The organism is Mycobacterium sp. E2238 (genome assembly GCF_001672665.1).
In the GTDB taxonomy this organism is placed as follows: domain Bacteria; phylum Actinomycetota; class Actinomycetes; order Mycobacteriales; family Mycobacteriaceae; genus Mycobacterium.
The window spans coordinates 1-23996 of record NZ_LZKF01000136.1; the positions used below are offsets into that span (position 1 = coordinate 1).

The window sequence follows — 23996 nt, forward strand, 5'->3', positions numbered from 1 at the left end:
GACGGGTGGCGCGCGGCCAGATCCTCTACGACGCACCCGAGGTCGTCGTCCCGATGCTGGTTCCCGACGGCGCGCACACGTATCCCGACGCCGCCCGCACCGACGCCGAGCACACGATGTTCACCGTCGCCGTCGGGGCGGCCGTGCAGGCGCTGCTCGTCGCGTTGGCCGTGCGGGGGGTGGGCAGCTGCTGGATCGGCTCCACGATCTTCGCCGCCGACCTGGTGCGCGCCGAGCTCGACCTGCCGGCCGATTGGGAGCCGTTGGGCGCCATCGCGATCGGCTACCCCGAGGAACCCGCCGGGCCGCGTGACCCGGCGGACGCCGGGGATTTGTTGATCCGCAAGTGATACTGGCCCCATGAAAACGTTCGCGGGCAAGGCGGCGGCATCCGCCGACAAGGTCCGCGGCGGCTACTACACACCGGCGCCCGTCGCCCGGTTCCTGGCCCGCTGGGTGCGCGGCGCCGGACCGCGCATCGTCGAACCCTCCTGCGGCGACGGTGCGATCCTGCGCGAGCTGGCCGCCCTCGGCGGGCGGGTCCACGGCGTCGAGCTGGTCGCCGAAGAGGCGGCCAAGGCGCGGGAATTCGCGCCCGTCGACGCCGCGAACCTGTTCGCCTGGCTCGCTACCACCCGGACCGGCGGTTGGGACGGGGTCGCGGGAAACCCGCCCTACATCCGGTTCGGCAACTGGGCGGCCGAGCAGCGCGAGCCCGCGCTGGAGCTGATGCGGCGCGAGGGATTGCGGCCCAGCCGGCTCACCAACGCCTGGGTCCCCTTCGTGGTGGCTAGCTCGGTCTTGGTGCGCGACGGCGGCCGGGTGGGCCTGGTGCTGCCCGCCGAGTTACTCCAGGTCACCTATGCCGCACAGCTGCGCGAGTTCCTGTTGAGCCGGTTCAGTGACATCACGCTGGTGACGTTCGAGCGATTGGTGTTCGACGGCATCCTGCAGGAGGTGGTGTTGTTCTGTGGGGTCGCCGGCGCCGGACCCGCCCGGATCCGCACGGTGCACCTCACCGACGCCGATGCCCTCGCGCACGCGGACCTGGACGCCGAATGGGCGCCCGCGCTGTTGCACGAGAACGAGAAGTGGACCCAGTACTTCCTGGACCCGGCCGCGATCCGGCTGCTGCGCACGCTCAAGGAGTCGACGACGCTGACGCGGCTCGGGTCGGTCGCCGCCGTGGACGTGGGGATCGTGACGGGCCGCAACAGCTTCTTCACGTTCACCGACGCGCAGGCCCGCGAGCTCGGGCTGCTGCCCCACTGCGTCCCGCTCGTCTCGCGCAGCGCACAGTTGTGCGGACTGGTCTACGACAACGTCTGCCGGGCAAGCGATCTCGCCGCCGGGCGCCGGGGCTGGCTGCTCGACGCGCGGCGCGACGCCGTCGACCCCGCCCTGCTGGCGCACATCGATGCCGGGGCGGCCGCCGGCGTGGACCGCGGCTTCAAGTGCTCGATCCGCAAGCCGTGGTGGAGCACGCCGTCGCTGTGGATCCCGGACCTGTTCATGCTGCGCCAGATCCACCGGGCGCCGCGGCTGACCGTCAACGCCGCCGCGGCGACGAGCACCGACACGGTGCACCGGGTCCGGCTCACCGCCGGTGTCGACCCGACCGGGCTGGCCGCGGTGTTCCACAACAGCGTGACGTTCGCCTTCGCCGAGATCATCGGCCGCAGTTACGGCGGCGGGATCTTGGAGCTGGAACCGCGCGAAGCCGAGCAGCTGCCCATTCCCCCGCCGGCGCTCGCCGGCCCCGAGCTCGCCTGCGACGTCGACCTGCTGTTGAAGGCCAACGAGATCGAGAAGGCGCTCGACCTCGTCGACCGCCACGCCCTGATCGACGGGCTGAAACTGCCGCCCGACGTGGTGCGGCACTGCCGCGCGGCCTGGGTCGCGCTGCGGGACCGCCGGAAACGGCGGGGTTCCCGGTGAGCGTCCGGGAGTCGGCGATCTCGCTGCTGTCCGAGTGGGAGGCGCCCGACGCGGCGCAGGACGCGTTGCGGCAAGCGGTCCTGGCCTTCGTGTACGCCCGCCCCGACGCGTGTCGCCGCGAGTGCGTGCCGGGTCATGTCACCGCCTCGGCGCTGGTGCTCGACGACTCCGGCGGCCGGGTGCTGCTGACGCTGCATCCCCGCGTCGGCCGGTGGGTGCAGCTGGGCGGCCACTGCGACGAGGACGACGGCGACATCGTCGCCGCCGCGCTGCGCGAGGCCACCGAGGAATCCGGCGTCGACGGTTTGCGCATCGAGCCGCGGCTGGCCGCGATCCACGTCCACGCGCTCACCTGTTCGTTGGGTGTGCCCACCCGCCACCTGGATCTGCAGTTCGTCGCGCACGCGCCGGCCGGCGCGCAGATCGCGATCAGCGACGAGTCGGAGGACCTGCGGTGGTGGCCGGCCGACGGTCTACCCGAGGGCACCGATCACGCGTTGGCCTATCTGGTGGGGCGCGCCACCCGCCGAACGTGAAGCTAGCTTCACACTCGGCGCGGGAGGGGCAATGCGCTCAGACGTCGGAGGAGTAGCGGATCCCGCCGTCGGGGATCGAGACGCCGGGCCAAACCCGGGCGCCGCGCAGCAACTCGCAGCGCGCGCCGATGTCGGCGCCGTCGCCGATCACGCCGTCGCGGATCAGCGCCCGCGGGCCGATGCGCGCGCCGAAGCCGATGATGGACCGCTCGATCACGCTGCCGGCCTCGACCTTGACGCCGTCGAAGATCACGGCACCGTCCAGCCGGACGCCGGGACCGATCTCGGCACCCCGCCCGACGACGGTGCCGCCGACCAGCACCGCGCCCGGCGACACCGCCGCGCCGTCGTGCACCAGCTGCTCGCCGCGGTGGCCGTGCAGCGCCGGCGACGGCGCGATCCCTCGCACCAGGTCCGCCGATCCGCGCACGAAGTCTTCCGGTGTGCCCATGTCCCGCCAGTAGGTCGCGTCGACGTAGCCGCACACCTTGACGTCCGGGTCGGAGAGCAGGGCGGGAAACACCTCGCGTTCGACCGACACCTCGCGCCCCCGCGGGATGCGGTCGATGATGCCGCGCTCGAAGACGTAGCAGCCGGCGTTGATCTGATCGGTGGGCGGGTCCTGCGTCTTCTCGACGAACGCGGTGACCCTGCCGCTCTCGTCGGTCGTGACGCAGCCGAAGGCCCGCGGGTCGCCCACCCGCACCAGGTGCAGGGTGACGTCGGCCTGCTGGGCCCGGTGGAAGTCGATCATCTGATTGAGGTCGGAACCCGAGAGCACGTCGCCGTTGAACACCATCACGGTGTCGTGACGCAGGTGGCCTGCCACGTTGGCGATGCCGCCGCCGGTCCCCAACGGCCGCTCCTCGGTGACGTAGTCGATCTGCAGGCCGAGCTTGGACCCGTCGCCGAACTCCGCCTCGAACACCGCGGCCTGATACGACGTGCTCAGGATGACGTGCTCGATGCCCGCCGCGGCGATCCGCGAGAGCAGGTGGGTCAAAAACGGCAGACCGGCGGTGGGCAGCATGGGCTTGGGCGCCGACAGCGTCAGCGGCCGCAGCCGGGTGCCCTTGCCGCCGACCAGAATTACGGCATCGACTTGCGGGTTAGCCATCTCAGCGCCGCCCTTCCGCCAGTTTCCGTCTCCGACTGCGCAGCGCGCCACGCACCATCAGGCGGGACCGTAGCGCCAGCGACGCCCGCAGCGTCCAGCGCAGCGGCGCGCGCCGCCACCCCGAATGCCGGTCGGCCAGAAACAGGTAGGTGCTCTTGTGATGCGCCGCCAGGTGGCTCGCCGGGTCGTCGCCGGTGGAGTGGCCCTTGTGGTGCAGCACCTCGGCCGACGGCACGTACACGTTGAGCCAGCCGGCCCGGCCGAGCCGGTCCCCGAGGTCGACGTCTTCCATATACATGAAGTAGCGCTCGTCGAACCCGCCGACTTGGCCAAAGGCGGACCGGCGGACCAGCAGGCACGACCCCGACAGCCAGCCCACGGCGCGTTCGGTGGGCTCCAGCCGCTCCTGGCGGTAGGCCGCCGTCCAGGGATTGCGCTTCCAGATCGGGCCGACGACCGCGTGCATGCCGCCGCGGATGAGGCTGGGCAGGTGGCGCGCCGACGGGTACACCGAGCCGTCGGGGTCGCGGATGAGCGGGCCCAGGGCGCCGGCGCGCGGCCAGCGGGTGGCGGCGTCCAGCAGGGCGTCGATGCTGCCCGGGCCCCACTGCACGTCGGGGTTGGCCACGATCACCCAGTCGTCGTCGATGTCCGGCGTCTCGGCGAGCTGGGCGACCGCGCGATTGATCGCGGTGCCGTACCCGAGGTTGGCGCCGGTGTGGAAGAGCCGCACGTTCGGGTAGCGCTCGACGGCGGCCTGCGGGGTGCCGTCGGTGGAGCCGTTGTCGGCCATCAACACGCACACGGGCCGCTCGGTGGCCAGCGACAGCGAGGCCAGGAAGCGCTCGAGGTGTGGGCCCGGCGAGTAGGTCACCGTCACGACCGGCAGGACGTCAGTCACGCGTAGAGGGTAACGGTAGATCGGCGGCGAGCGCCGCGACAAGCGCAGCGCGCCAGGGCCTTAACGGCCGCAGGCCCGCCGCGGCGGACTCGCGGCCCGACAGCGCGGAGTAGGTCGGGCGCGGCGCGGGGCGGGGAAACTCCGCGGTGCTGACCGGGTGCACACGCTCGGGGTCGGCGCCACACTCGGAGAAGATCGCGCGGGTCTGCTCGAAGCGGGACACCGCGCCCTCGTTGGCGGCGTGCAGGATCGGCCCGGGCACGTGGTCGTCGGCGATCTGCAGCAGCGCCTCGGCCAGGTCGCCCACATACGTCGGCGATCCGACCTGGTCGTCGACGACTTTCACCGGCCCGTCCCCCGCGGCCAGCCGGCGCATGACGGCGACGAAGTCCTTCCCGTCGCCGCCGGTGTAGACCCAGGCGGTGCGGACGATGACGGCATCCGGCATCGCCGCCAGGACGGCCTCTTCCCCGGCATGCTTGCTGCGCCCGTACACCCCCGCCGGGGCGGTTTGATCGCTGGGCTCGTAGGGCCGCGGGTCGGCGCCGCCGAAGTCTCCGTTGAAGACGTAGTCGGTGGAGACGTGGATGAACCGGGCGCCGGCCCGCGCGCAGGCCCGGGCGATGTTCTCGGGGCCGGTGGCGTTGACGGCGTAGGCGCCGGCCTCGTCGCTCTCGGCGCCGTCCACGTCGGTGTATGCCGCGCAATTGATCACCACGTCGCCGCGCTCGATGATCCGCTCGGCGGCGGCGGGGTCGGTGATGTCCCACTCTGACGACGTCAGCGCCAGCACGTCGCGGCCCTGACTGGCCGCCAGCGAGCGCAAATAGCTGCCCAGCTGCCCCCCGGCACCGGCGATCACGATCCTGCTCGACATGGTTTGAGTCTGGCATGCCCGGGAAAGCCCGGGCGAACGCCCGGGGCGCGCGGGGGTTCGCTACCCGCGAAGCGCGTGTGCCGCAAGTAACCTAGTGGGATGCCTGTGCAACGTGTGGTTCGTGTGATTGCCACTGCGCTCACCCTCGTGGTGGTCCTCGGCACCGGGCTCGCGTGGAGCAACGTCCGGTCCTTCGAGGACGGCATCTTCCACATGTCCGCACCCTCGCTCGGCAAGGGCGGCGACGACGGCGCGATCGACATCCTGCTGGTGGGGCTCGACAGCCGCACGGACGCGCACGGCAACCCGCTGTCCCAAGAGGAGCTGGCCACCCTGCGGGCCGGCGACGAGGAAGCGACCAACACCGACACGATCATCCTGATCCGGATCCCCAACAACGGGAAGTCGGCGACCGCCATCTCGATCCCGCGCGACTCCTACGTCGCGGCCCCCGGCCTGGGCAAGACGAAGATCAACGGCGTCTACGGCCAGACCCGCGAGGCCAAGCGCACCAGCCTGGTGAAGGCCGGCGACTCCGCCGAGGACGCCGCGGCGCAGGGCACCGAGGCCGGGCGCGAGGCCCTGATCAAGACCGTCGCCGACCTCACCGGCGTCACCGTCGACCACTACGCCGAGATCGGGCTGCTCGGCTTCTCGTTGATCACCGACGCGCTCGGCGGCGTGGACGTGTGCCTCAAAGAGCCGGTGTTCGAACCGCTTTCGGGCGCCGACTTCCCCGCCGGCCCGCAACGGCTGGACGGGCCGGAGGCGCTCAGCTTCGTCCGTCAGCGCCACGAGTTGCCCCGCGGCGACCTGGACCGGGTGGTGCGCCAGCAGGTGGTGATGGCCTCACTGGCGCACCGGGTGATCTCCGGCAAGACGCTGTCCAGCCCAGCCACCGTGCGACGCCTCGAGGCCGCGGTGCAACGCTCGGTGGTGATCTCGCAGGGTTGGGACGTCATGGATTTCGTCCAGCAGATGCAGAAGCTCGCCGGCGGCAACGTCGCGTTCGCCACCATCCCGGTGCTGGACGGGGCCGGCTGGAGTGACGACGGCATGCAGAGCGTGGTGCGGGTGGACCCGCACCAGGTTCAGGACTGGGTCAACGGGCTGCTGCACGACCAAGAGCAGGGCAAGACCGAGGAGCTCGCCTACACCCCGGCGAAGACCATCGCCAGCGTGGTCAACGACACCGACATCAATGGCCTGGCATCGGCGGTCTCCCAGGTGTTGACCGCCAAGGGCTTTGGCGCCGGCACGGTCGGCAACAACGACGGCGGCCACGTCAAGGGCAGCCAGGTGCGGGCCGCCAAGAGCGACGACCTGGGCGCCCAGGAGGTGGCCAAGGAGCTCGGCGGGCTGCCGGTGGTCGCCGACCCATCCGTCGCGGCGGGCACGGTGCGGGTGGTGCTGGGCAACGACTACAGCGGCCCCGGCTCCGGACTTTCGGGCACCGGGTCGGTGATGCCCGCCCGGGTGTCCAACGTCGGTGCGGTGGCGGCCGACCCGAACGTCCCGGCGCCCTCGCCGATCCTGACGGCCGGTTCCGACAAGCCCGAGTGCATCAACTGAGCACGCTCGCCGGCGCCATCCTGGACCCGATGCTGCGGGCCGACCCGGTCGGCCCGCGCATCACCTACTACGACGACGCGGCCGGCGAGCGCATCGAGCTCTCGGCGGCGACGCTGGCCAACTGGGCGGCCAAGACCGGCAACCTGTTACGCGACGAGCTCGGCGCCGGGCCGGGCAGCCGGGTTGCGATCCTGCTCCCGGCGCACTGGCAGACCGCGGCCGTGCTGTTCGGGGTGTGGTGGATCGGCGCCGAGGCCGTGCTGGCAGGTGAGGCGGACATCGCCATGTGCACCGCCGAACGGCTGGCCGAGGCGGACGAGACCGGGGCCGGCGAGGTGGCGGTGCTGTCGCTGGACCCGTTCGGCCGCCCCGCACCCGACCTGCCGATCGGCGTCACCGACTACGCGACCGCCGTGCGGGTGCACGGCGACCAGATCGTCGCCGAACCCCATCCCGGTCCGGCCCTCGCGGGCCGATCCGTCGACGAGGTTCTCGCCGACTGCCAAAGCGCTGCCGCCGCAAGGGGATTGACGGCCGGTGACCGGGTGCTGTCCACCGCCGCGTGGTCGGAACCCGGCGAGCTGGTGGACGGCCTGCTGGCGATCCTGGCCGTCGGCGGGTCGCTGGTGCAGGTGGCCAACCCCGACCCGTCGGCGCTTGCGCGCAGGATCGAGACCGAAAAGGTGAACCGCGAGCTGTAGGCCCGGCGAATACATATTGATATCGCAATATTTCAATGTTAACGTCGAGCGAGCATCAGCTGACGCCGCGACGACAGGGAGGTCCGGGTAATGGCGGGGTACGCGCTCTTGGCGAAGGCAGCATCGACGGTGGTCACCGGCCTGGTCGGCGTGACGGCCTACGAGGTGGTGCGCAAGGCCGTGGCCAAGGCGCCGCTGCACGAGACCGCGGTGTCGGCGGCCGAGCTGGGGCTGCGTGGGACGCGCAAGGCCGAGGAAGCCGCCGAGTCCGCCCGGTTGAAGATCGCCGACGTCATGGCCGAGGCCCGCGAACGCATCGGCGAGGAAGCGCCCACGCCGGCCGTCGCCGACGTCCACCAGCACGACCACTGATCCCCGCGCAGATGGCACTCGCCACCGCCCTGGACCCGGTCCGATCGAAAGACCCTGCGCTGCAGGTTGTTTCGGACGCCGCCGGGCGCATGCGGGTTTCCGTCGGCTGGCTGCGGTGCGACTCGCGGCGCGCGGTGGCGGTCGAGGAGGCCGTCGCCAGCGAGGACGGCGTGCGCGTGGTGCACGCCTACCCGCGCACCGGGTGCGTCGTCGTCTGGTATTCGCCGCGGCGCTGTGACCGCGCCGCGGTGCTGGCCGCGATCGGCTCCGCCGCTCACGTCGCCGCCGAGCTGATCCCGGCGCGCGCGCCGCATTCGGAGGAGATCCGCAACACCGACGTGTTGCGGATGGTCGTCGGCGGTGCCGCGCTGGCGCTGCTCGGCGTGCGCCGCTACGTGTTCGCCCGGCCGCCACTGCTCGGCCCGAACGGCCGGGTGCTGGCCACCGGCGTCACCATCTTCACCGGCTACCCGTTCCTGCGCGGCGCGCTGCGCTCGTTGCGCTCCGGCCGGGCCGGCACCGACGCCCTGGTGTCGGCGGCGACGGTGGCGAGCCTGGTGCTGCGCGAGAACGTGGTGGCGCTGACGGTGCTGTGGCTGCTCAACATCGGTGAGTACCTGCAGGACCTCACCCTGCGCCGGACCCGTCGGGCCATTTCCGAACTGCTGCGCGGCAGCCAGGACACGGCGTGGATCCGGCTGACCGACGGGGCCGAGGTTCAGGTCCCGATCGACAGCGTCCAGATCGGCGACGAGGTGATCATCCACGATCACGTCGCGATACCGGTGGACGGCGAGGTGGTCGACGGCGAGGCGATCGTCAATCAGTCCGCGATCACCGGGGAGAACCTGCCCGTCTCCGTCATGGTCGGCGCGCACGTGCACGCCGGATCGGTCGTGGTGCGCGGGCGCCTGGTGGTCCGCGCGCAGGCCGTCGGCAATCAGACCGCGATCGGGCGCATCATCACCCGGGTCGAGGAGGCCCAGCACGACCGGGCGCCCATCCAGACCGTCGGCGAAAACTTCTCCCGCCGTTTTGTTCCGACGTCGTTCATCGTGTCGGCCCTCACTCTGGCGGTCACCGGCGACGTCCGCCGCGCGATGACCATGCTGTTGATCGCGTGCCCCTGCGCGGTGGGTCTGTCCACCCCGACCGCGATCAGCGCCGCGATCGGCAACGGCGCGCGCCGCGGCATCCTGATCAAGGGCGGCTCCCACCTCGAACAGGCCGGCCGGGTGGACGCGATCGTGTTCGACAAGACCGGAACGTTGACCGTCGGCCGTCCCGTTGTCACCAATATCATTGCGCTGCATAAGGATTGGGAACCCGAGCAGGTGCTGGCATACGCGGCGAGCTCGGAGATCCACTCCCGCCATCCGCTGGCCGAGGCGGTGATCCGCTCCACCGAGGAACGCCACATCACCATCCCGCCGCACGAGGAGTGCGAGGTGCTGGTGGGCCTGGGCATGCGCACCTGGGCCGACGGCCGCACCCTGCTGCTCGGCAGCCCCGGGCTGCTGCGCGCCGAGAAGGTGCGGGTCTCGAAGAAGGCGTCGGAGTGGGTGGACAGGCTGCGCCGCCAGGCCGAAACCCCGCTGTTGCTCGCGGTCGACGGCAAGCTGGTGGGGCTGATCAGCCTGCGCGACGAGGTGCGGACCGAGGCGGTCGAGGTACTGAAGCAGTTGCGGGACAACGGCATCCGCCGCATCGTCATGCTCACCGGCGATCATCCGGACATCGCCCAGGTGGTGGCCGAGGAGCTGGGCATCGACGAGTGGCGCGCCGAGGTGATGCCGGAGGACAAGCTCGAGGTGGTGCGCGGGCTGCAGGACGACGGCTACGTGGTCGGCATGGTCGGCGACGGCATCAACGACGCCCCGGCGCTGGCGGCCGCCGACATCGGGATCGCGATGGGCCTGGCCGGAACCGACGTCGCGGTCGAGACCGCCGACGTGGCGCTGGCCAACGACGACCTGCACCGGCTGCTCGACGTGCGCGACCTGGGCGCCCGCGCGGTCGACGTCATCCGGGAGAACTACGGCATGTCCATCGCCGTCAACGCCGCCGGGCTGATCATCGGCGCGGGCGGCGCGCTGTCCCCCGTGCTGGCCGCGATCCTGCACAACGCGTCGTCGGTCGCGGTGGTGGCCAACAGCTCCCGGCTGATCCGCTACCGGCTGGACTGACTCAGCCGCTGGTCAGCACCCGCTTGAGCACCTTGCCGCCGGCATTGCGGGGCAGTTCGTCGACGAACAGCACGTCGCGGGGAATCTTGAAGCGCGCCAACCGGTTCCGCACGTATTCCCGGACGTCGTGTTCGGTCAGCGCCGCACCTGGCCGGACCACGATGTAGGCGCGCAACCGCTGCCCGAACTCCTCGTCGTCGACGCCGACCACGGCGGCGTCGAGGATGCCGGGATGCTGCGCGAGCGCCTCTTCGACCTCGCCGGGGTACACGTTCTCCCCGCCGGAGACGATCATCTCGTCGTCTCGCCCGTCGATGAAGAGCCTGCCGCCGGCATCGAAATGGCCGATGTCGCCGGTGGACATCAGGCCCTCGATCGACTCCTTGGTCGCGCCATCGGTGTATCCCTGGAAGGTCAGCACGTTGCCCACGAAAATCCGCCCCGGCGTGCCCGGCGGTAACTCGCGGCCGTCGTCGCCGAAGATCTTGACGACCGAGCCGGGGACCACCCCACCCACGCAGCCCGGCGCGCCGGTCAGATCGGCGGGCGTGGCGATGGTGGCGTAGGCGACCTCGGTGGACCCGTACATGTTGTAGACCACCGGGCCCAGCGCGTCGAGCGCCCGGGTGGCCAGCGCCGCGCCGAGCTGGGAACCGCCGACGAACACGATGCGCAGCGACGACAGGTCGTGCTCGGCCATGACGGCCGGCCCGAGATCGAGGATGCGCCGCAACATGATCGGCACGACGATCATCGCGCTGGCCCGGTGCGCGGCCACGCTGGCCAGCGCCTGCCGGGCGTCGAATTCGCGGCGCAGCACCAGCGTCGAACCCAGCACCATCGCGTACATCGCGTGGCTGAACCCCATCGAATGAAGCAGCGGCACACAGCATTCCGTGACTTCCCGACCGCGGAACGGGACCTTGCCGAGCAGACCGCCGACCGGTATCAGCGAGTGGGGCTCGGAACGCGCGGCGCCCTTGGGGGTTCCCGTCGTCCCGCTGGTCGCGATGACGATCTTGGGCCGCCCGCCCGACGGGGGCGGCGGGCCGGGGTCGCCGCGCTCGATCAGCGCGTCCAGGGTGTCGGGAGCGGGCGCATCCGTCCAGGCCCGGATCCGGCCCAACCTCGGCAGGACGTCCCCGACGACGGCGCTGTATTCCTCGTCGTACACCAGCAGGTCGGCGCCCTCGCGGGCCAGCGTCTCGGCGAACTGCGTCGGCCCGAAGCCGGTGTTGAGCAGCAGGACGGTCGCGCCGCACTTCCCGGCGGCGAAGACGGCCTCCAGGAAGCCCCGGTGGTTGCCGGCCAGGATGGCCACGCCGGCGCCCGGGCCGAGCCCGCGCCGCCGCCACTCGTTGGCCAACGCGTTGGTCCGCTCGTCCAGCTCACCGAACGTCACGGGCCCGCGCTCGTCGATCAGCGCCAACCCGGCACGGTCTCGCCCGGCGGCGATGGTCGGCGCCGCGCCCAGCAGGCCGTAGCGGTCGAGGGCGCGCACCACGGGCAGGATCCGCCCGGGCGGTAGCCACCCCAATCCGCCCGACCGGGCATAGAGAAACAGCGACCGAGCTTCCAAACCCGCGCGCCGGAGAAGTTCCACACATCGATGCTGCCGCCCGACCCAGGCCCGGGATAAGGGCGCAACGCCACTACGGACCGGGGTCTTTGGTCACCATCGTTACTCTGGTTAACGACTAGACGGAAAGGGCATTGCCGATGACGCGCACCGACAACGACAGCTGGGACCTGGCCACGAGCGTGGGAGCCACCGCCACCATGGTGGCGGCCGGACGGGCCCGGGCCACCCGCGACGGGTTGATCGACGACCCGTTCGCCGAGCCGCTGGTGCGCGCCGTCGGCGTGGAGTTCATGACGCGGTGGGCGGCGGGCGAATTGAGCTCGGCCGACGTCGACGAGCCCGGCGCCCCGTGGGGCATGCAGCGCATGACCGACATGCTGGCCGCCCGCACGCGCTACATCGACGCGTTCTTCGCCGAGGCGGGCGCGGCCGGCCTCCGCCAGGTGGTGATCCTGGCGTCCGGCCTGGACGCGCGCGCCTACCGGCTCCCGTGGGCGGCGGGCACCACGGTGTTCGAGATCGACCAGCCGCAAGTCATCGAATTCAAGACGGCCACCTTCGCCGAGCTCGGCGCCGAGCCCGCGGCCGAAGTCCGCGCCGTCCCGGTCGACCTGCGCCACGACTGGCCGTCGGCCCTGCGCGACACCGGATTCAACCCCGCCCTGCCCGCCGCCTGGGCCGCCGAGGGCCTGCTCGGCTTCCTGCCGCCCGAGGCGCAGGACCGGCTGCTCGACGACATCACCGCACTCAGCGGCGACGGCAGCCGGCTGGTGGCCGAGGTCTTCATCAACTCCGGCACCAACGGGGACGCGCTGAACGCCGCGAGCCAGAAGTGGCGCGACAACGGCCTGGACATCGCGCTCGGCGACCTCGGCTTCCCTGGCGAGCGCAACGACGCGGCGACGTACCTGGAGCGGCACGGCTGGCGCGCGGTTCGCACACCCCTGAATCAGCTGTTGGCCGACAACGGGTTACCTTTGCAGCGCACCGAACCCGGTGCGCCGTTCGCCGAGAACTACTACTGCATCGCGGAGTTGCACACGGCCCGTTGAGGAAGGCCACCCATGGCAGACAGCACGCCCGCCAAGCCGCTTGACGGGTTCCGGGTACTCGATTTCACCCAGAACATCGCCGGGCCGTTGGCCGGCCAGGTGCTGGCCGACCTGGGCGCCGAGGTGATCAAGGTCGAGGCGCCCCTGGGTGAGGCGGCCCGGCAGATCACCGCGGTCCTGCCCGGGCGCCCGCCGCTGCCCACGCTGTTCCTGCCGCACAACCGGGGCAAGAAGTCGGTGGCGGTCGACCTCACCAACGACGAAGCCAAACAACAGATCCTGCGGCTCGTCGACACCGCCGACGTCGTGCTGGAAGGGTTCCGCCCCGGCGTGATGGAACGGATGGGCCTGGGCCCCGACGAGTTGCGCGCCCGCAACCCCAGGCTCGTCTACGCGCGGCTTTCGGCCTATGGCGGCAACGGCCCGCACGGCAGCAGGCCGGGTGTCGACCTGATGGTCGCGGCCGAGTCGGGCATGACCACCGGAATGCCGACCCCCACCGGCAAACCGCAGATCATCCCGTTCCAGCTCGTCGACGCCGCCAGCGGTCACGTGCTGGCCCAGGCGGTGCTGGCCGCGCTGCTCAATCGGGAGCGCCATGGCGTGGCGGACGTGGTGCGCGTCGCCATGTACGACGTCGCCGTCAACTTGCAGGCCGGCCAGCTCACCATCCATCTGAACAAGCCCAGCGACGCGCCCAAACCCGACGCCACACCGAAAGCGAAGAAGCGCAAGGGAGTTGGCTTCGCCACCCAACCATCCGACGCGTTCAAAGCCGCCGACGGGTACCTGGTGATCAGCGCGTACGTGCCCAAGCATTGGGCGAAGCTGTGTCAGATCATCGGGCGGCCGGAGCTGCTGACCGACGAGCGGTTCATCGATCAGCGTTCGCGCGCAATGAATTACCCCGAATTGACCGAGGAACTCGAGTCTGCGCTGGCCGCCAAGACCGCGGCCGAATGGGTTGAGCTGCTTCAGCAAGGCGGACTGATGGCCTGCCTGGCCTACACCTGGAAGCAGGTGGTGGACACCCCGCTGTTCGGGGAGAACGAGCTCGCCTTGCGCGTGGGCGACGGTGACGAGGCGGTCACGGTGGTCCGCATGCCGGCGCGCTACGCGAGCTTCGACGCGGCGGCCACCGATCCCCCGCCCGCGCCCGGGCAGCACAACGACGAGTTTCTCGGCGCGCCATAGCCTTACAGGCTGGGCAGGCGCACCACCTGGACGAAGAACTCGTCGATCTGCCGGACCGCCTTCATGAACTGGTCCAGGTCGACCGGCTTGGTGACGTAGGCGTTGGCGTGCAGCTTGTAGCTGCGCAGGATGTCCTCCTCGGCCGAGGAGGTGGTGAGCACCACGACCGGGATGCGGGCCAGGTCCGGGTCGGACTTGACCTTCTCCAGCAGCTGGCGGCCGTCGTACTTCGGCAGGTTCAGGTCCAGCAGGATGAGGTCGGGCCGCGGCGCATTCTCGAACTTACCGCGCTGGTAGAGGTAGTCGAGGCCTTCCTCACCGTCGTGCGCCACATGGAGCCGGTTCTTGAGTTTGTTGTGCTCGAACGCTTCTCGCGTGATGAGTTCGTCCCCCGGGTCGTCCTCGACGAGCAGGATGTCGATCGCTCTGCCTTCCGATGTCATTGATGCGCTCCTTCCAAAGCGTCTGAGTCTGCTTCGCCGGCGGGCTCGGGCATGGGCAGCGTGAACTCGAACCGCGTCCCTTCGGTGCGGGTCGGGTCGATCCGGATGGTGCCGCCATGGTGCTCGACGATCTTCTTGACCAACGCGAGACCGACGCCGGTCCCGGCGTACACGTCGCGACCGTGCAGGCGTTGGAAGATGACGAAGACCTTGTCGGCGAACTCGGCCGGGATGCCGATGCCGTTGTCCGACACGGTGATCAGCCATTCGCCGTCGTGGATACCGGTGCCCGGCGCGCACTCGATGACGACGCGGGGCCTGCGGTCTTTGTGCCGGAACTTCACCGCGTTGCCGATGAGGTTCTGCCACAGCATCGTCAGCAACATGGGGTCGCCCTTGATCCGCGGGAGCGCGTCGGGGCGCACGATTTCGGCGTCCGACTCTTCGATCGAGGTGGCCAGGTTGGCCAGGCCGGAATCCAGCGCCGTGTCGAGGTCCACGTCGGTCTCCGTGGCGCCAAGCCGGCCGACGCGCGAAAAGGTAAGCAGGTCGTTGATCAACGCCTGCATCCGTTTGGCCCCGTCGACCGCGAATCCGATGTATTCGATGCCGCGCTCGTCGAGCTTGTCGCCGTATCGCCGCTCCAGCAGCTGGCAGAACGAGGCGACCTTGCGCAGCGGCTCCTGCAGGTCATGCGACGCGACGTAGGCGAACTGCTCGAGTTCGGTGTTGGACCGGCGCAATTCGGCCGCCTGCTCGTCCAGCTGCGCCTGGGCGGTACGCGATGTCTCGAGCTCGTCGACCATGCGTTTGCGCATGTTCTCCACGTCGATCGCCATGCCGCGAACGTCTTTGGGCCGCTTCGGCGCTGCGATGCTCTCCTCGAAGTTGCCCTCGGTGATCCGCCGGCACGCCGCGGCCAGCGCGGCGAGTGGACGCGCGACGGTGTCCCGGATCAGGAACCCCAGCAGCCCGGCCGTGATGAAGAACAGCAACACCATGGCGCCGAACGCCCTGTCGCGCCAGGCATCGACGCGCTGGAGTTCGCCCGCGGCACTCACCCGCGCGGCGGCCAGGTTCGCGTTCTGACTGTCGAAAAGCCCTCGCAGATGGTCGAATTCGGCCTTGCCGCGCTCCGCCGACGGTTTGCTCGTGACGTTCTTCCCGTTCGGCAGCACGGTGCCGATGGCCGGTTCGGCATAGCTGGCCCGCCACTTGGCCGCGGCGCTCTCGATCGCGTCCAGGTCGCCGATGAGGTCCGGACGCTCACTCAGACGGCGCCGGATCTCTTCCACCGCGGCGCGTTCGGCGTGCTGCCCGTCGTAGTACGGCGTGAGGAATTGCCGGTCCCCGGCGATCAGATAGCCCCGGATGCCCGTCTCCTGGTCGCGCAGCGCGGCCTGCAACTGAAAGGCCGCCACCCGCGCCGGCTGGATATTGTCCAGGAGCTCGTGCGTCATCTCGTCGGTGCGGTCCAGCAACAGCGCGCCGACGACGGCGCCGGCGAGCACCATCACGCCCATGCTGACCAGGACGAGGGCCTGCCAGCCACGCACGGTGAGCTGCGACAGCCGCAGGCGACGCAACCTCGGGGTCACGTGGTGGTCCTTTCGACCCGCAACACGGCGATGTCGTCGGTGAGCCCGCCGTGCGACTGGGCGAGTTCCTGCGCGCCGTCGATGAGCGCGTCGACGAACTCCGGACCCGGCCGGTTCGCGTGCGCCCGGGCCAGCTCCAGCAGACCGTCCTCGCCGAGGCGCTGGATGCCTCGCCCCGAATATCCCTCGAACAGGCCGTCGGTCAGCAGCAGCAGGCCGTGGCCCGCGGGAAACTCCATCTCGTGCCGCGGCCAGTCATCGTCGGCGCGCAGGCCCAGCGCGGGACCGCCCGGCGGCTCCACCCATTCCACGTTGCCGTCGCACTGCAGCAGCATCCCGGGATGGCCGGCGCGGATGACCGTGATGCGCGGGCTGTCCGCCGGGATCTCCAGGCTGAGTACGGTCGCGAAAACGCCTGTGCCCGTTCGCTCGGAGTGCAGCACCCGCTCGAGCTGCCGCATCAGCTCGACCCCGTGCACGCCGGCGAAGGTGAGCGCGCGGAAGGCGATGCGCAGCGCCGCGCCCAGGGCTGCCTCGTGTGGCCCGTGCCCCGCGACGTCGCCGATCAGGACGTGGACGACCCGGTCGGGCGTCTGGACCACGTCGTAGAAGTCCCCGCACAGCAGCGCGTCCTCGCGGCTCGGCCGGTACCGGGCGACGATGTCGACGCCCGGGTTGTCCAGCAGCAGCGGGGAGGGCAGCAGGCCGCGTTCCAGCAGGGCGTTCTCCCGTGCCCTCAGCTGGGTCGCGTGCAGGTCGGCTGCGATCAGCTCGGCGCGCTTGCGCTCGATCGCGTACAGCAGCGCGCGCCGCAGCATCTCGGGCTCGACCCGGCCCTTCACCAAATAGTCCTGGGCGCCGGCGGCGACCGCCGAAGCGCCGAAGTATTCGTCGTTCAGCCCGGTCAGCACGACGATGGGGACCGTGGCGTCGTGCTTGGCGATGCGGTCCAGCGCGTCGATGCCGTTGGCGTCGGGCAGGTGCAGGTCCAGCAGCACGCAGTCGGGGCGGGCCGAGGCGAGCTCGCGCTCGGCGTGGGCCATCGACTGTGCCCACACCACCCGGATGTCGGCGACCGCGTCGGCGATCAGGTCTTCCACCAGCACGGCGTCGGCGCGGTCGTCCTCGACCAAGAGCAACGACAATGACTGCCAAGTCGCCGCCGGGGTCACTGGTGCACGCACGGGCATCAATTCCCGGTCATCCTGAGACCCCCACGGTCAGACCCATTCGCACGACTCTACGTGTGGCCCCACCACCCCGTATGGCAGCCCTGAGAGATCCTAGCGTCGCGGTCAGCGCAGCAGCGCCCGCGACATGACAACGCGCTGAATCTGATTCGTGCCCTCGTAGATCTGGGTGATCTTGGCGTCGCGCATCATCCGCTCGACCGGGAAGTCGACGGTGTAGCCGGCGCCGCCGAAGAGCTGCACCGCGTCGGTGGTCACCTCCATCGCCACGTCGGAGGCCCAGCACTTGGACGCCGCGGAGATGAAGCCCAGGTTGGATTCACCGCGCTCCGCGCGGGCGGCCGCGTGGTACACCATCAGCCGGGCGGACTCCAGCTTCATGGCCATGTCGGCGAGCATGAACTGCACACCCTGGTTGTCGCTGACCGGGCGGCCGAACTGCTTGCGGTCCTTGGTGTAGGCGATGGCGGCGTCCAGTGCGCCCTGCGCGATGCCGACAGCCTGGGCGCCGATGGTGGGCCGGGTGTGGTCCAGCGTCGCCAGCGCGGTCTTGAAACCGGTGCCCGGCTCACCGATGATCCGGTCGCCCGGGATGCGGCAGTTCTCGAAGTACAGCTCGGTGGTCGGCGAGCCCTTGATGCCGAGCTTCTTCTCTTTGGGACCGACCGTGAACCCCTCGTCATCGGCGTGCACCATGAACGAGGAGATGCCGTTGGCGCCCTTGTCCGGGTCGGTGACCGCCATGACGGTGTACCAACTCGACTTGCCGCCGTTGGTGATCCAGCACTTGGCGCCGTTGAGAATCCAGTCGTCGCCGTCGGCCTTGGCCCGGGTGCGCATCGAGGCCGCGTCGCTGCCGGCCTCCCGCTCGCTCAGCGCGTAAGACGCCATCGCGGTGCCGTCGGCGATGGACGGCAGCACCTGCTTCTTCAGCTCGTCGGAGCCCCGCAGGATCAGCCCCATGGTGCCCAGCTTGTTCACGGCGGGGATCAGCGACGCCGAAGCGTCGACGCGGGCGACCTCCTCGATCACGATGCACGCCGCGACGGAATCCGCGCCCTGACCGCCGTACTCCTCGGGGACGTGGACCGCGTTGAAGCCCGACGCGTTCAGCGCCTCCAGCGCCTCGTCCGGGAAGCGCGAATTCTCGTCCACGTCGGCGGCGTGCGGGGCGATCTCCTTCTCCGCCAGCGCGCGGATCGCCGCCCGCAGCTCCTGGTGCTCCTCGGGCAACTGGAACAAATCGAACGACGGGTCTCCGGCCCAACCAGCCATCTCAAGCCTCCTTGCTACTCACCGGTAACTTTACCGTGCAGCTGTTGTAGCGCCTCATCCTTGGCGCGCACGCTCTCGGCCAGCTGGTCTTGGAACTCGACGATGCGGGCCCGCAGCGCCGGGTCGGAGGAGCCGAGGATGCGCACGGCCAGCAGGCCCGCGTTGCGCGCGCCGCCGATCGAGACCGTGGCCACCGGGACGCCCGCGGGCATCTGCACGATCGACAGCAGCGAGTCCAGGCCGTCCAGGCGCGCCAGCGGAACCGGCACCCCGATCACCGGCAGCGGCGTCGCGGACGCGACCATCCCGGGCAGGTGCGCGGCGCCGCCGGCGCCCGCGATGATCACCTCGATGCCGCGGTCGGCCGCGCCGCGCGCGTAGTCGAACATCACCTGGGGCGTGCGGTGCGCGGAGACGACGCGAACCTCGGCCGGTACGTCGAACTCGGCCAGGGCCGCCGCGGCGTCGGACATCACCGACCAGTCGCTGTCGCTGCCCATGATCACGCCCACGCGCGCTTTAGTCATTGCCATTTATGCCGCTTCTCCTCATCGCTTCGCTCTGCATCGTCGCGGCATGCGGGTCCCATCCGTCCGTCCACTGCCCGTGCGACAACCAGTGTGCCGCCAACTCGGCACGCGTCCGCAGCGCGGCCACCTCCGCCATGTCGCTGCCCAGGAAATTGACGTGGCCGACCTTGCGGCCGGGCCGTTCCTCCTTGCCGTACAGGTGCACCCGGGCGTCGGGCATCCGCGCGAACAGGTGGTGCAACCGCTCGTCGATCGTCATCGCGGGCCGCTCCGCGGCGCCGAGCACGTTGGCCATCACCGTCACCGGCGCGATGGCGTCGGTGTCGCCCAGCGGGTAGTCCAGGACCGCGCGCAAATGCTGTTCGAACTGGCTGGTGCGCGCACCGTCCATGGTCCAGTGCCCGGAGTTGTGCGGCCGCATCGCCAGCTCGTTGACGAGCAGCTCCCCGCCGGTGGTCTCGAAGAGCTCGACCGCGAGCACGCCGACCACACCCAGCTCGGCGGCCAGGCGCAACGCCAGCCGCTGGGCGGCGGCGGCCGACTCGGCGGCCAGTCCGGGCGCGGGCGCGATCACCTGCACGCAGATGCCGTCCCGTTGCACCGTCTCGACGACCGGCCACGCCGCGCCCTGGCCGAACGGTGAGCGCGCCACCAGCGCCGACAATTCGCGGTGCAGACTCACCTGCTCCTCGGCCATCACCGGTACGTCATCCGCCAGGAAGCCGGCCGCGATCTCTCGCGCGTGCAGCGGGTCGCGTGCCATCCGCACCCCACGCCCGTCGTAGCCGCCGCGGACCGCTTTGACGACCACGGGGCCGGCGATGCGCTGCGCGAAGCCATCGAGTTCGTCGACGCTCCGGATTTCCGCGTAGCGGGGCACGGGAACGCCGAGGGCCTCCAGCCGCCGTCGCATGACCAGCTTGTCCTGCGCGTGCACCAGCGCCTGCGGCGGCGGGGCGACGTTGACGCCCTCGGCGACCAGCTTGTCCAGCAGCTCGCCCGGCACATGCTCGTGGTCGAACGTCAGCACATGTGCGCCGGCGGCGACCCGGCGCAGGTCTTCCAGCTCGGTGTGCGAACCGATCACGACGTCCGGGGTGACCTGCGCGGCCGGCTCGTCGGCCGCGGTCGCCAGCACCCGCAGCGTCTGCCCAAGGGGGATCGCGGCCTGATGGGTCATCCGGGCCAGCTGGCCGCCGCCGACCATGGCGACCAACGGCGGGTTCGTGTGGGCGGCCCCGGGTGGGCGTGTATTCGGCACGGCCATCATGGTGTCACGGCGCGGGCGGCGTGTTGACCGGCGGTGACACCGAATCGTTATGTACGATTTTGCGTCGATTTTGTGTCCGTCCGTACACTGACGACTTGTGCCCTTCGCCGACGCCGCAATCGAGCGCATGCCCGGGTTTATTCAGCCCTATTTGCTGCGCCACCACGAACTGATCAAATTCGCCATCGTCGGCGGAACAACGTTCGTGATCGACTCGGCGATTTTCTACACGCTGAAGCTGACAATTCTGGACTCCAAGCCGGTGACCGCGAAGGTCATCGCCGGCATCGTCGCGGTCATCGCGTCCTACGTGTTGAACCGCGAGTGGAGCTTCCGCGACCGTGGCGGCCGGGAACGCCACCACGAGGCGCTGCTGTTCTTCGCCTTCAGCGGCGTGGGGGTGCTGCTGTCCATGGCGCCGCTGTGGTTCTCCAGCTACGTCCTGCAGCTGCGGGAGCCGATGGTCTCGCTGACCGTGGAGAACATCGCCGACTTCATCTCGGCCTACATCATCGGCAACCTGCTGCAGATGGCCTTCCGCTTCTGGGCGTTCCGGCGCTGGGTGTTCCCCGACGAGTTCGCGCGCAACCCCGACAAGGCGCTGGAATCCGCCCTCACCGCCGGCGGTATCGCCGAGATGCTCGAGGACGAGATCGAGGGCGGGAACGTCACGCCGCTGCGCGCCTGGCGCAACCGGGCGGGCCGGCTGGGTCAGCTGGGCGACTCTTCCGAACCCAGGGTGTCGAAAACTTCGTGATACAGCAGCGCGTGCACCTCGCGCAGGCGCGGAATGTCGTAGAACTCCAACGGATCCTGTGACGCCGATTCGATAATCAGCGTCCCGGTGCGAAACATTCGCTCGGTGATCCGGTCGCGGAATTCCACGCTGTTGATCCGCGCCAGGGGGATATCGATTCCGGTGCGGGTGAGTACCCCGTGCCGAAACATCACCCGCCGGTTCGTCACCACGAAATGGGTGGTCAGCCAGCTCAGGAACGGCCACAGCGTCAGCCAGCCGACGATCACCAGCCAAATGCCCCAGATGACGCCGTAGATGATGTTCTTGGCCAGCTGGTCCCAATGCGTCGAGTTCAGGTATCCGGACCCGAACGACGCCAGCGCGGTCGCCAGCAGCAGGGCCACGACGGGCCAGATCAACCGCTTCCAGTGCGGGTGGCGGTGGACGATGACCTGCTCGCCCGCGGCCAGGACGTTATCCGGATAGCTCATGCTCGCCGACATTAGCCGCGGCGGGCCGGATAACTAGCGCAAATGCACGACGTCGCCCGCCGAGACGACGACGGTCTCTTGCCCGGTGTCGATGCACAGCCGGCCCTGGTCGTCGACGGCGCTCGCGTCCCCGACCACTTCCTTGCCGCCGGGCAGGTGGGCCCGCACCCGGTGCCCGATGGTCAGGCTGCGCGCCCGGTAGTCGGCCGCCAGCGCCCAGTCCGCCCCGCGCGCGGCGCGCCACGCCACGATCCGCCGGCCGAGCTCGGACAACAGCCCGCACACCAGCAGGGTGCGGTCGGGAGCCCGCACGCCCAGGTCGAGCAGCGAGGTGGCCCCCTCGATGCCGTCGGGCGCCTGAAACACGTTGAGCCCCAAGCCGATTACCACCACCGGCCGTGCCACCTCGGCGAGGATGCCGGCCAGTTTGGCCTGGGATTCGGGCGCACCCGCCAGCACGTCGTTGGGCCACTTGAGTCCCACCGGAACCCCGGCGAGCAGCGGGGCCACCGTGTCGACCACCGCCACCCCGGTGGCCAGGGGCAACCAGCCCCAGCCGGCGGTCGGCACGTCGACGATGCTGACGCCGACCGACATCGTGATCTGGGTCCGCGGGGTGGCCGACCAGCCGCGGCCGTGCCGCCCGCGGCCCGCCGTCTGGTGCTCGGCGATCAGCACCGCTCCGGCCACGTCGGCCCCCGACGCCGCTCGCGCGAGCAGATCGGCGTTCGTGGAGCCGGTCTGTTCGACGACGTCGAGCCGGCGCCAGCCCAGTCCGGTGCCGATCAGTTCGGCGCGCAGCGCGGCCTGGTCCAGCGGTGCCCTGGGCTGGTCTCGGTCTGTCACTGGACCCAGCCTAGAACTCAGGGGCGCGGGCGGCTCGTGTCTCGCATGTCTAAGACGGCCAGATGGCTGAACAGCATGCTGGTGCCGATCGGGTTGCCGCCGCCGGGATAGGCGGTGCCGCTGGGCGCGGCCATCGTGTTGCCGGCGGCGTACAAACCGGGGATGGGGTGACCGGACGTGTCGAGCACCCGGGCGGCGGCGTCGGTGCGCAGGCCGCCCTTGGTCCCCAGATCCGAAATGCCAAAGGCCGCGGCGTGATACGGCGGGCGATCGATGGGCACCAGCGGCGACGCGCCCCCCGAGAATGCCCGGTCGAAGGCCTCATCACCCCTGCCGAAATCCTCGTCGACGCCGGACGCGGCAAAACCGTTGAACCGGGCCACCGTTGCCGCCAGCTGCCGCCCCGGGACACCGATCTTGTCGGCCAGTTCCTCCAGCGTGTCCGCGGTATGCCACAGGCCGGCGGCGACGTACTTCTGCGTCTCGACGATGGAGACGTTGGCGGCCTTGACCGGCGGCACCTCGCCGTCGGTGTCGTCGTAGATCATCCAGTACGGCAACGTGATCGACCCGTCCTGCAGTTGCGCGATGATCTCGCGGCCGGCCCGGTCGTACGCCCGGGATTCGTTGACAAACCGGTTGCCGTCCTGGTTGACGAAGATGCCACCGGTGAACCAGAGTGCGAACGCGGACCGGCCGTCCGGGTGCGTCATGCCCGGCGACCACCACGCCTGATCCAGCAGGTCGGTGTCGGCGCCCGCGGCGATGCCGGCCTGCAGCGCCAGTCCCCGACTTCCCGGGCCGCCCATGGTGTCTCGGGCCGCGCCCGGCACCCCGTATCGGCGCCGCAGCTCGTCGTTGTTCTCGAAGCCGCCGGCGGCCAGCAGCACGCCCAGCCGGGCGCGGATGGCAAGCCGCTCTCCGCGGCTCTCCACGATCGCGCCCGTCACCGCCCCATCGGACAGGACGAGCTCGACCAGGGCGGTGTCGCGCCGCAGCGCCGCGTTCGGGTATTGGCCGATGGCCTTGAGGAACCGCGCGATCAGCGCGCGACCCCCGAGGTAGTAGTCGGAGGGCGGTTCGGCGCCCAGCCGGTCGGTGTCCAGCGGCCCGCGGATCACCTCCCGAAGTTCGGGGGCGGCGGCCACCTTCCAGGGCTTCGCGGCGATGTGGCGCTGGCCGTCCAGCCGCGCCTTCGGCGCTTTGCCGTAGTAGTCCGGCCAGGGCAACGGCACGAACTTCAGCAGGGGGTCGACCTCCAGGTACTCGATCAGCCCGGCGCCGCCGCGGACATACGTTTCCTGCAGTTCCCGGGGGGTGCGGTCACCGACGACGGCGTGGTAGTAGGTGAGCGCGTCCTCGATCGTGTCGTCGACCCCGGCCCGTAACAGCACCGGATTGCACGGGAACCAGACGCCGCCCCCGCCGGAATAGGCGGTGGTCCCACCGAATTTCGACGTCGCCTCCACCAGCAACACGTCCAGACCCTCGCGCGCCGCGGTGTAGGCACCGGTGACCCCGCCGCCGCCCGACCCGGCTACGAGCACATCGCATTCGGTCGCCCAGTCCATCAGCGGAGACTAGCC

Annotated in this window: 23 protein-coding genes; 10 read left to right on the plus strand and 13 right to left on the minus strand. The window is 70.4% G+C overall.

The window, feature by feature from the left end:
* The 3 genes from A5711_RS11180 to A5711_RS11190 form a co-directional block, all read left to right on the plus strand.
* On the plus strand, positions 1 to 350 hold a 350-nt coding region (locus A5711_RS11180; RefSeq protein WP_197500898.1), incomplete at its 5' end, for a nitroreductase family protein.
* A gap of 10 nt (positions 351 to 360) precedes the next feature.
* On the plus strand, positions 361 to 1938 hold the full coding sequence (locus A5711_RS11185; RefSeq protein ID WP_067946392.1) for a class I SAM-dependent methyltransferase: 1578 nt from the start codon (positions 361 to 363) through the stop codon (positions 1936 to 1938).
* Positions 1935 to 2474, plus strand: coding sequence for an NUDIX hydrolase (locus tag A5711_RS11190; RefSeq protein ID WP_067946394.1), 540 nt, complete (start codon positions 1935 to 1937; stop codon positions 2472 to 2474). The genes A5711_RS11185 and A5711_RS11190 overlap by 4 nt, the downstream gene beginning before the upstream one ends.
* Before the next feature lie 37 nt (positions 2475 to 2511).
* On the opposite strand, the gene A5711_RS11195 is transcribed toward A5711_RS11190, so the two are convergent.
* Genes A5711_RS11195 through rfbD form a run of 3 tightly spaced genes read right to left on the minus strand, consistent with a single transcriptional unit; the run spans position 2512 to position 5369 of the window.
* Positions 2512 to 3591 (minus strand): sugar phosphate nucleotidyltransferase, encoded by a 1080-nt coding sequence (locus tag A5711_RS11195; RefSeq protein WP_067946396.1) that lies wholly within the window; start codon positions 3589 to 3591, stop codon positions 2512 to 2514.
* A gap of 1 nt (position 3592) precedes the next feature.
* On the minus strand, positions 3593 to 4492 hold the full coding sequence (locus tag A5711_RS11200; RefSeq protein ID WP_067946398.1) for a glycosyltransferase family 2 protein: 900 nt from the start codon (positions 4490 to 4492) through the stop codon (positions 3593 to 3595).
* Complete coding sequence (gene rfbD, locus A5711_RS11205; RefSeq protein ID WP_067946400.1) at positions 4485 to 5369, minus strand: dTDP-4-dehydrorhamnose reductase; 885 nt, start codon at positions 5367 to 5369, stop codon at positions 4485 to 4487. The genes A5711_RS11200 and rfbD overlap by 8 nt, the downstream gene beginning before the upstream one ends.
* Positions 5370 to 5468: 99 nt before the next feature.
* On the opposite strand from rfbD, the gene A5711_RS11210 reads away from it, so the two are divergent.
* The 4 genes from A5711_RS11210 (at position 5469) to ctpC (ending at position 10200) form a co-directional block, all read left to right on the plus strand.
* A complete protein-coding gene (locus A5711_RS11210) occupies positions 5469 to 6941 on the plus strand; it encodes an LCP family protein (RefSeq protein WP_067946402.1) in 1473 nt (490 codons plus the stop codon).
* Positions 6929 to 7642, plus strand: coding sequence for a TIGR03089 family protein (locus A5711_RS11215; protein WP_197500897.1), 714 nt, complete (start codon positions 6929 to 6931; stop codon positions 7640 to 7642). Before A5711_RS11210 ends, A5711_RS11215 begins: the two co-directional genes overlap by 13 nt.
* Before the next feature lie 90 nt (positions 7643 to 7732).
* Entirely contained in the window at positions 7733 to 8014 is a 282-nt protein-coding gene (locus A5711_RS11220; RefSeq protein ID WP_066949897.1) for a DUF1490 family protein, read from the plus strand.
* 11 nt (positions 8015 to 8025) lie between these two features.
* Positions 8026 to 10200, plus strand: coding sequence for a manganese-exporting P-type ATPase CtpC (gene ctpC, locus A5711_RS11225; protein WP_067946403.1), 2175 nt, complete (start codon positions 8026 to 8028; stop codon positions 10198 to 10200).
* A 1-nt stretch (position 10201) separates the two neighbouring features.
* On the opposite strand, the gene A5711_RS11230 is transcribed toward ctpC, so the two are convergent.
* Entirely contained in the window at positions 10202 to 11803 is a 1602-nt protein-coding gene (locus A5711_RS11230) for an AMP-binding protein (RefSeq protein ID WP_067946405.1), read from the minus strand.
* Between the two features lie 116 nt (positions 11804 to 11919).
* Here A5711_RS11230 and A5711_RS11235 point away from each other — a divergent pair, with 116 nt between their 5' ends.
* Positions 11920 to 12834, plus strand: a complete 915-nt coding sequence (locus tag A5711_RS11235) for a class I SAM-dependent methyltransferase (protein WP_067946408.1) — start codon at positions 11920 to 11922, stop codon at positions 12832 to 12834.
* Between the two features lie 12 nt (positions 12835 to 12846).
* Complete coding sequence (locus A5711_RS11240) at positions 12847 to 14028, plus strand: CoA transferase (protein ID WP_067946410.1); 1182 nt, start codon at positions 12847 to 12849, stop codon at positions 14026 to 14028.
* A 2-nt stretch (positions 14029 to 14030) separates the two neighbouring features.
* Here A5711_RS11240 and A5711_RS11245 read toward each other — a convergent pair whose 3' ends face one another.
* From A5711_RS11245 to A5711_RS11270, 6 genes are all read right to left on the minus strand, one after another.
* Positions 14031 to 14471, minus strand: coding sequence for a response regulator (locus A5711_RS11245; RefSeq protein WP_067946412.1), 441 nt, complete (start codon positions 14469 to 14471; stop codon positions 14031 to 14033).
* Positions 14468 to 15994 (minus strand): CHASE3 domain-containing protein, encoded by a 1527-nt coding sequence (locus A5711_RS11250; RefSeq protein ID WP_082975712.1) that lies wholly within the window; start codon positions 15992 to 15994, stop codon positions 14468 to 14470. Before A5711_RS11250 ends, A5711_RS11245 begins: the two co-directional genes overlap by 4 nt.
* Before the next feature lie 71 nt (positions 15995 to 16065).
* Entirely contained in the window at positions 16066 to 17259 is a 1194-nt protein-coding gene (locus tag A5711_RS11255) for a PP2C family protein-serine/threonine phosphatase (RefSeq protein WP_067946416.1), read from the minus strand.
* A 105-nt stretch (positions 17260 to 17364) separates the two neighbouring features.
* On the minus strand, positions 17365 to 18534 hold the full coding sequence (locus A5711_RS11260; RefSeq protein ID WP_067946419.1) for an acyl-CoA dehydrogenase: 1170 nt from the start codon (positions 18532 to 18534) through the stop codon (positions 17365 to 17367).
* Positions 18535 to 18548: 14 nt separating this feature from the next.
* Entirely contained in the window at positions 18549 to 19067 is a 519-nt protein-coding gene (gene purE / locus A5711_RS11265) for a 5-(carboxyamino)imidazole ribonucleotide mutase (protein ID WP_067946421.1), read from the minus strand.
* Positions 19054 to 20334, minus strand: a complete 1281-nt coding sequence (locus tag A5711_RS11270; protein ID WP_197520782.1) for a 5-(carboxyamino)imidazole ribonucleotide synthase — start codon at positions 20332 to 20334, stop codon at positions 19054 to 19056. Before A5711_RS11270 ends, purE begins: the two co-directional genes overlap by 14 nt.
* A 97-nt stretch (positions 20335 to 20431) precedes the next feature.
* On the opposite strand from A5711_RS11270, the gene A5711_RS11275 reads away from it, so the two are divergent.
* On the plus strand, positions 20432 to 21091 hold the full coding sequence (locus A5711_RS11275; RefSeq protein WP_067946424.1) for a GtrA family protein: 660 nt from the start codon (positions 20432 to 20434) through the stop codon (positions 21089 to 21091).
* Here the strand turns inward: A5711_RS11275 and A5711_RS11280 are convergent.
* From A5711_RS11280 to A5711_RS11290, 3 genes are read right to left on the minus strand one after another with little or no spacing between them, the layout of a single operon-like run.
* A complete protein-coding gene (locus tag A5711_RS11280; protein WP_067946426.1) occupies positions 21046 to 21564 on the minus strand; it encodes a PH domain-containing protein in 519 nt (172 codons plus the stop codon). The two genes, A5711_RS11275 and A5711_RS11280, sit on opposite strands and share 46 nt — an antisense overlap.
* Before the next feature lie 33 nt (positions 21565 to 21597).
* Positions 21598 to 22410 (minus strand): biotin--[acetyl-CoA-carboxylase] ligase, encoded by an 813-nt coding sequence (locus A5711_RS11285; protein WP_067946428.1) that lies wholly within the window; start codon positions 22408 to 22410, stop codon positions 21598 to 21600.
* A 17-nt stretch (positions 22411 to 22427) separates the two neighbouring features.
* On the minus strand, positions 22428 to 23981 hold the full coding sequence (locus A5711_RS11290) for an FAD-binding protein (protein WP_067946430.1): 1554 nt from the start codon (positions 23979 to 23981) through the stop codon (positions 22428 to 22430).
* Between the last annotated feature and the right edge of the window lie 15 nt (positions 23982 to 23996).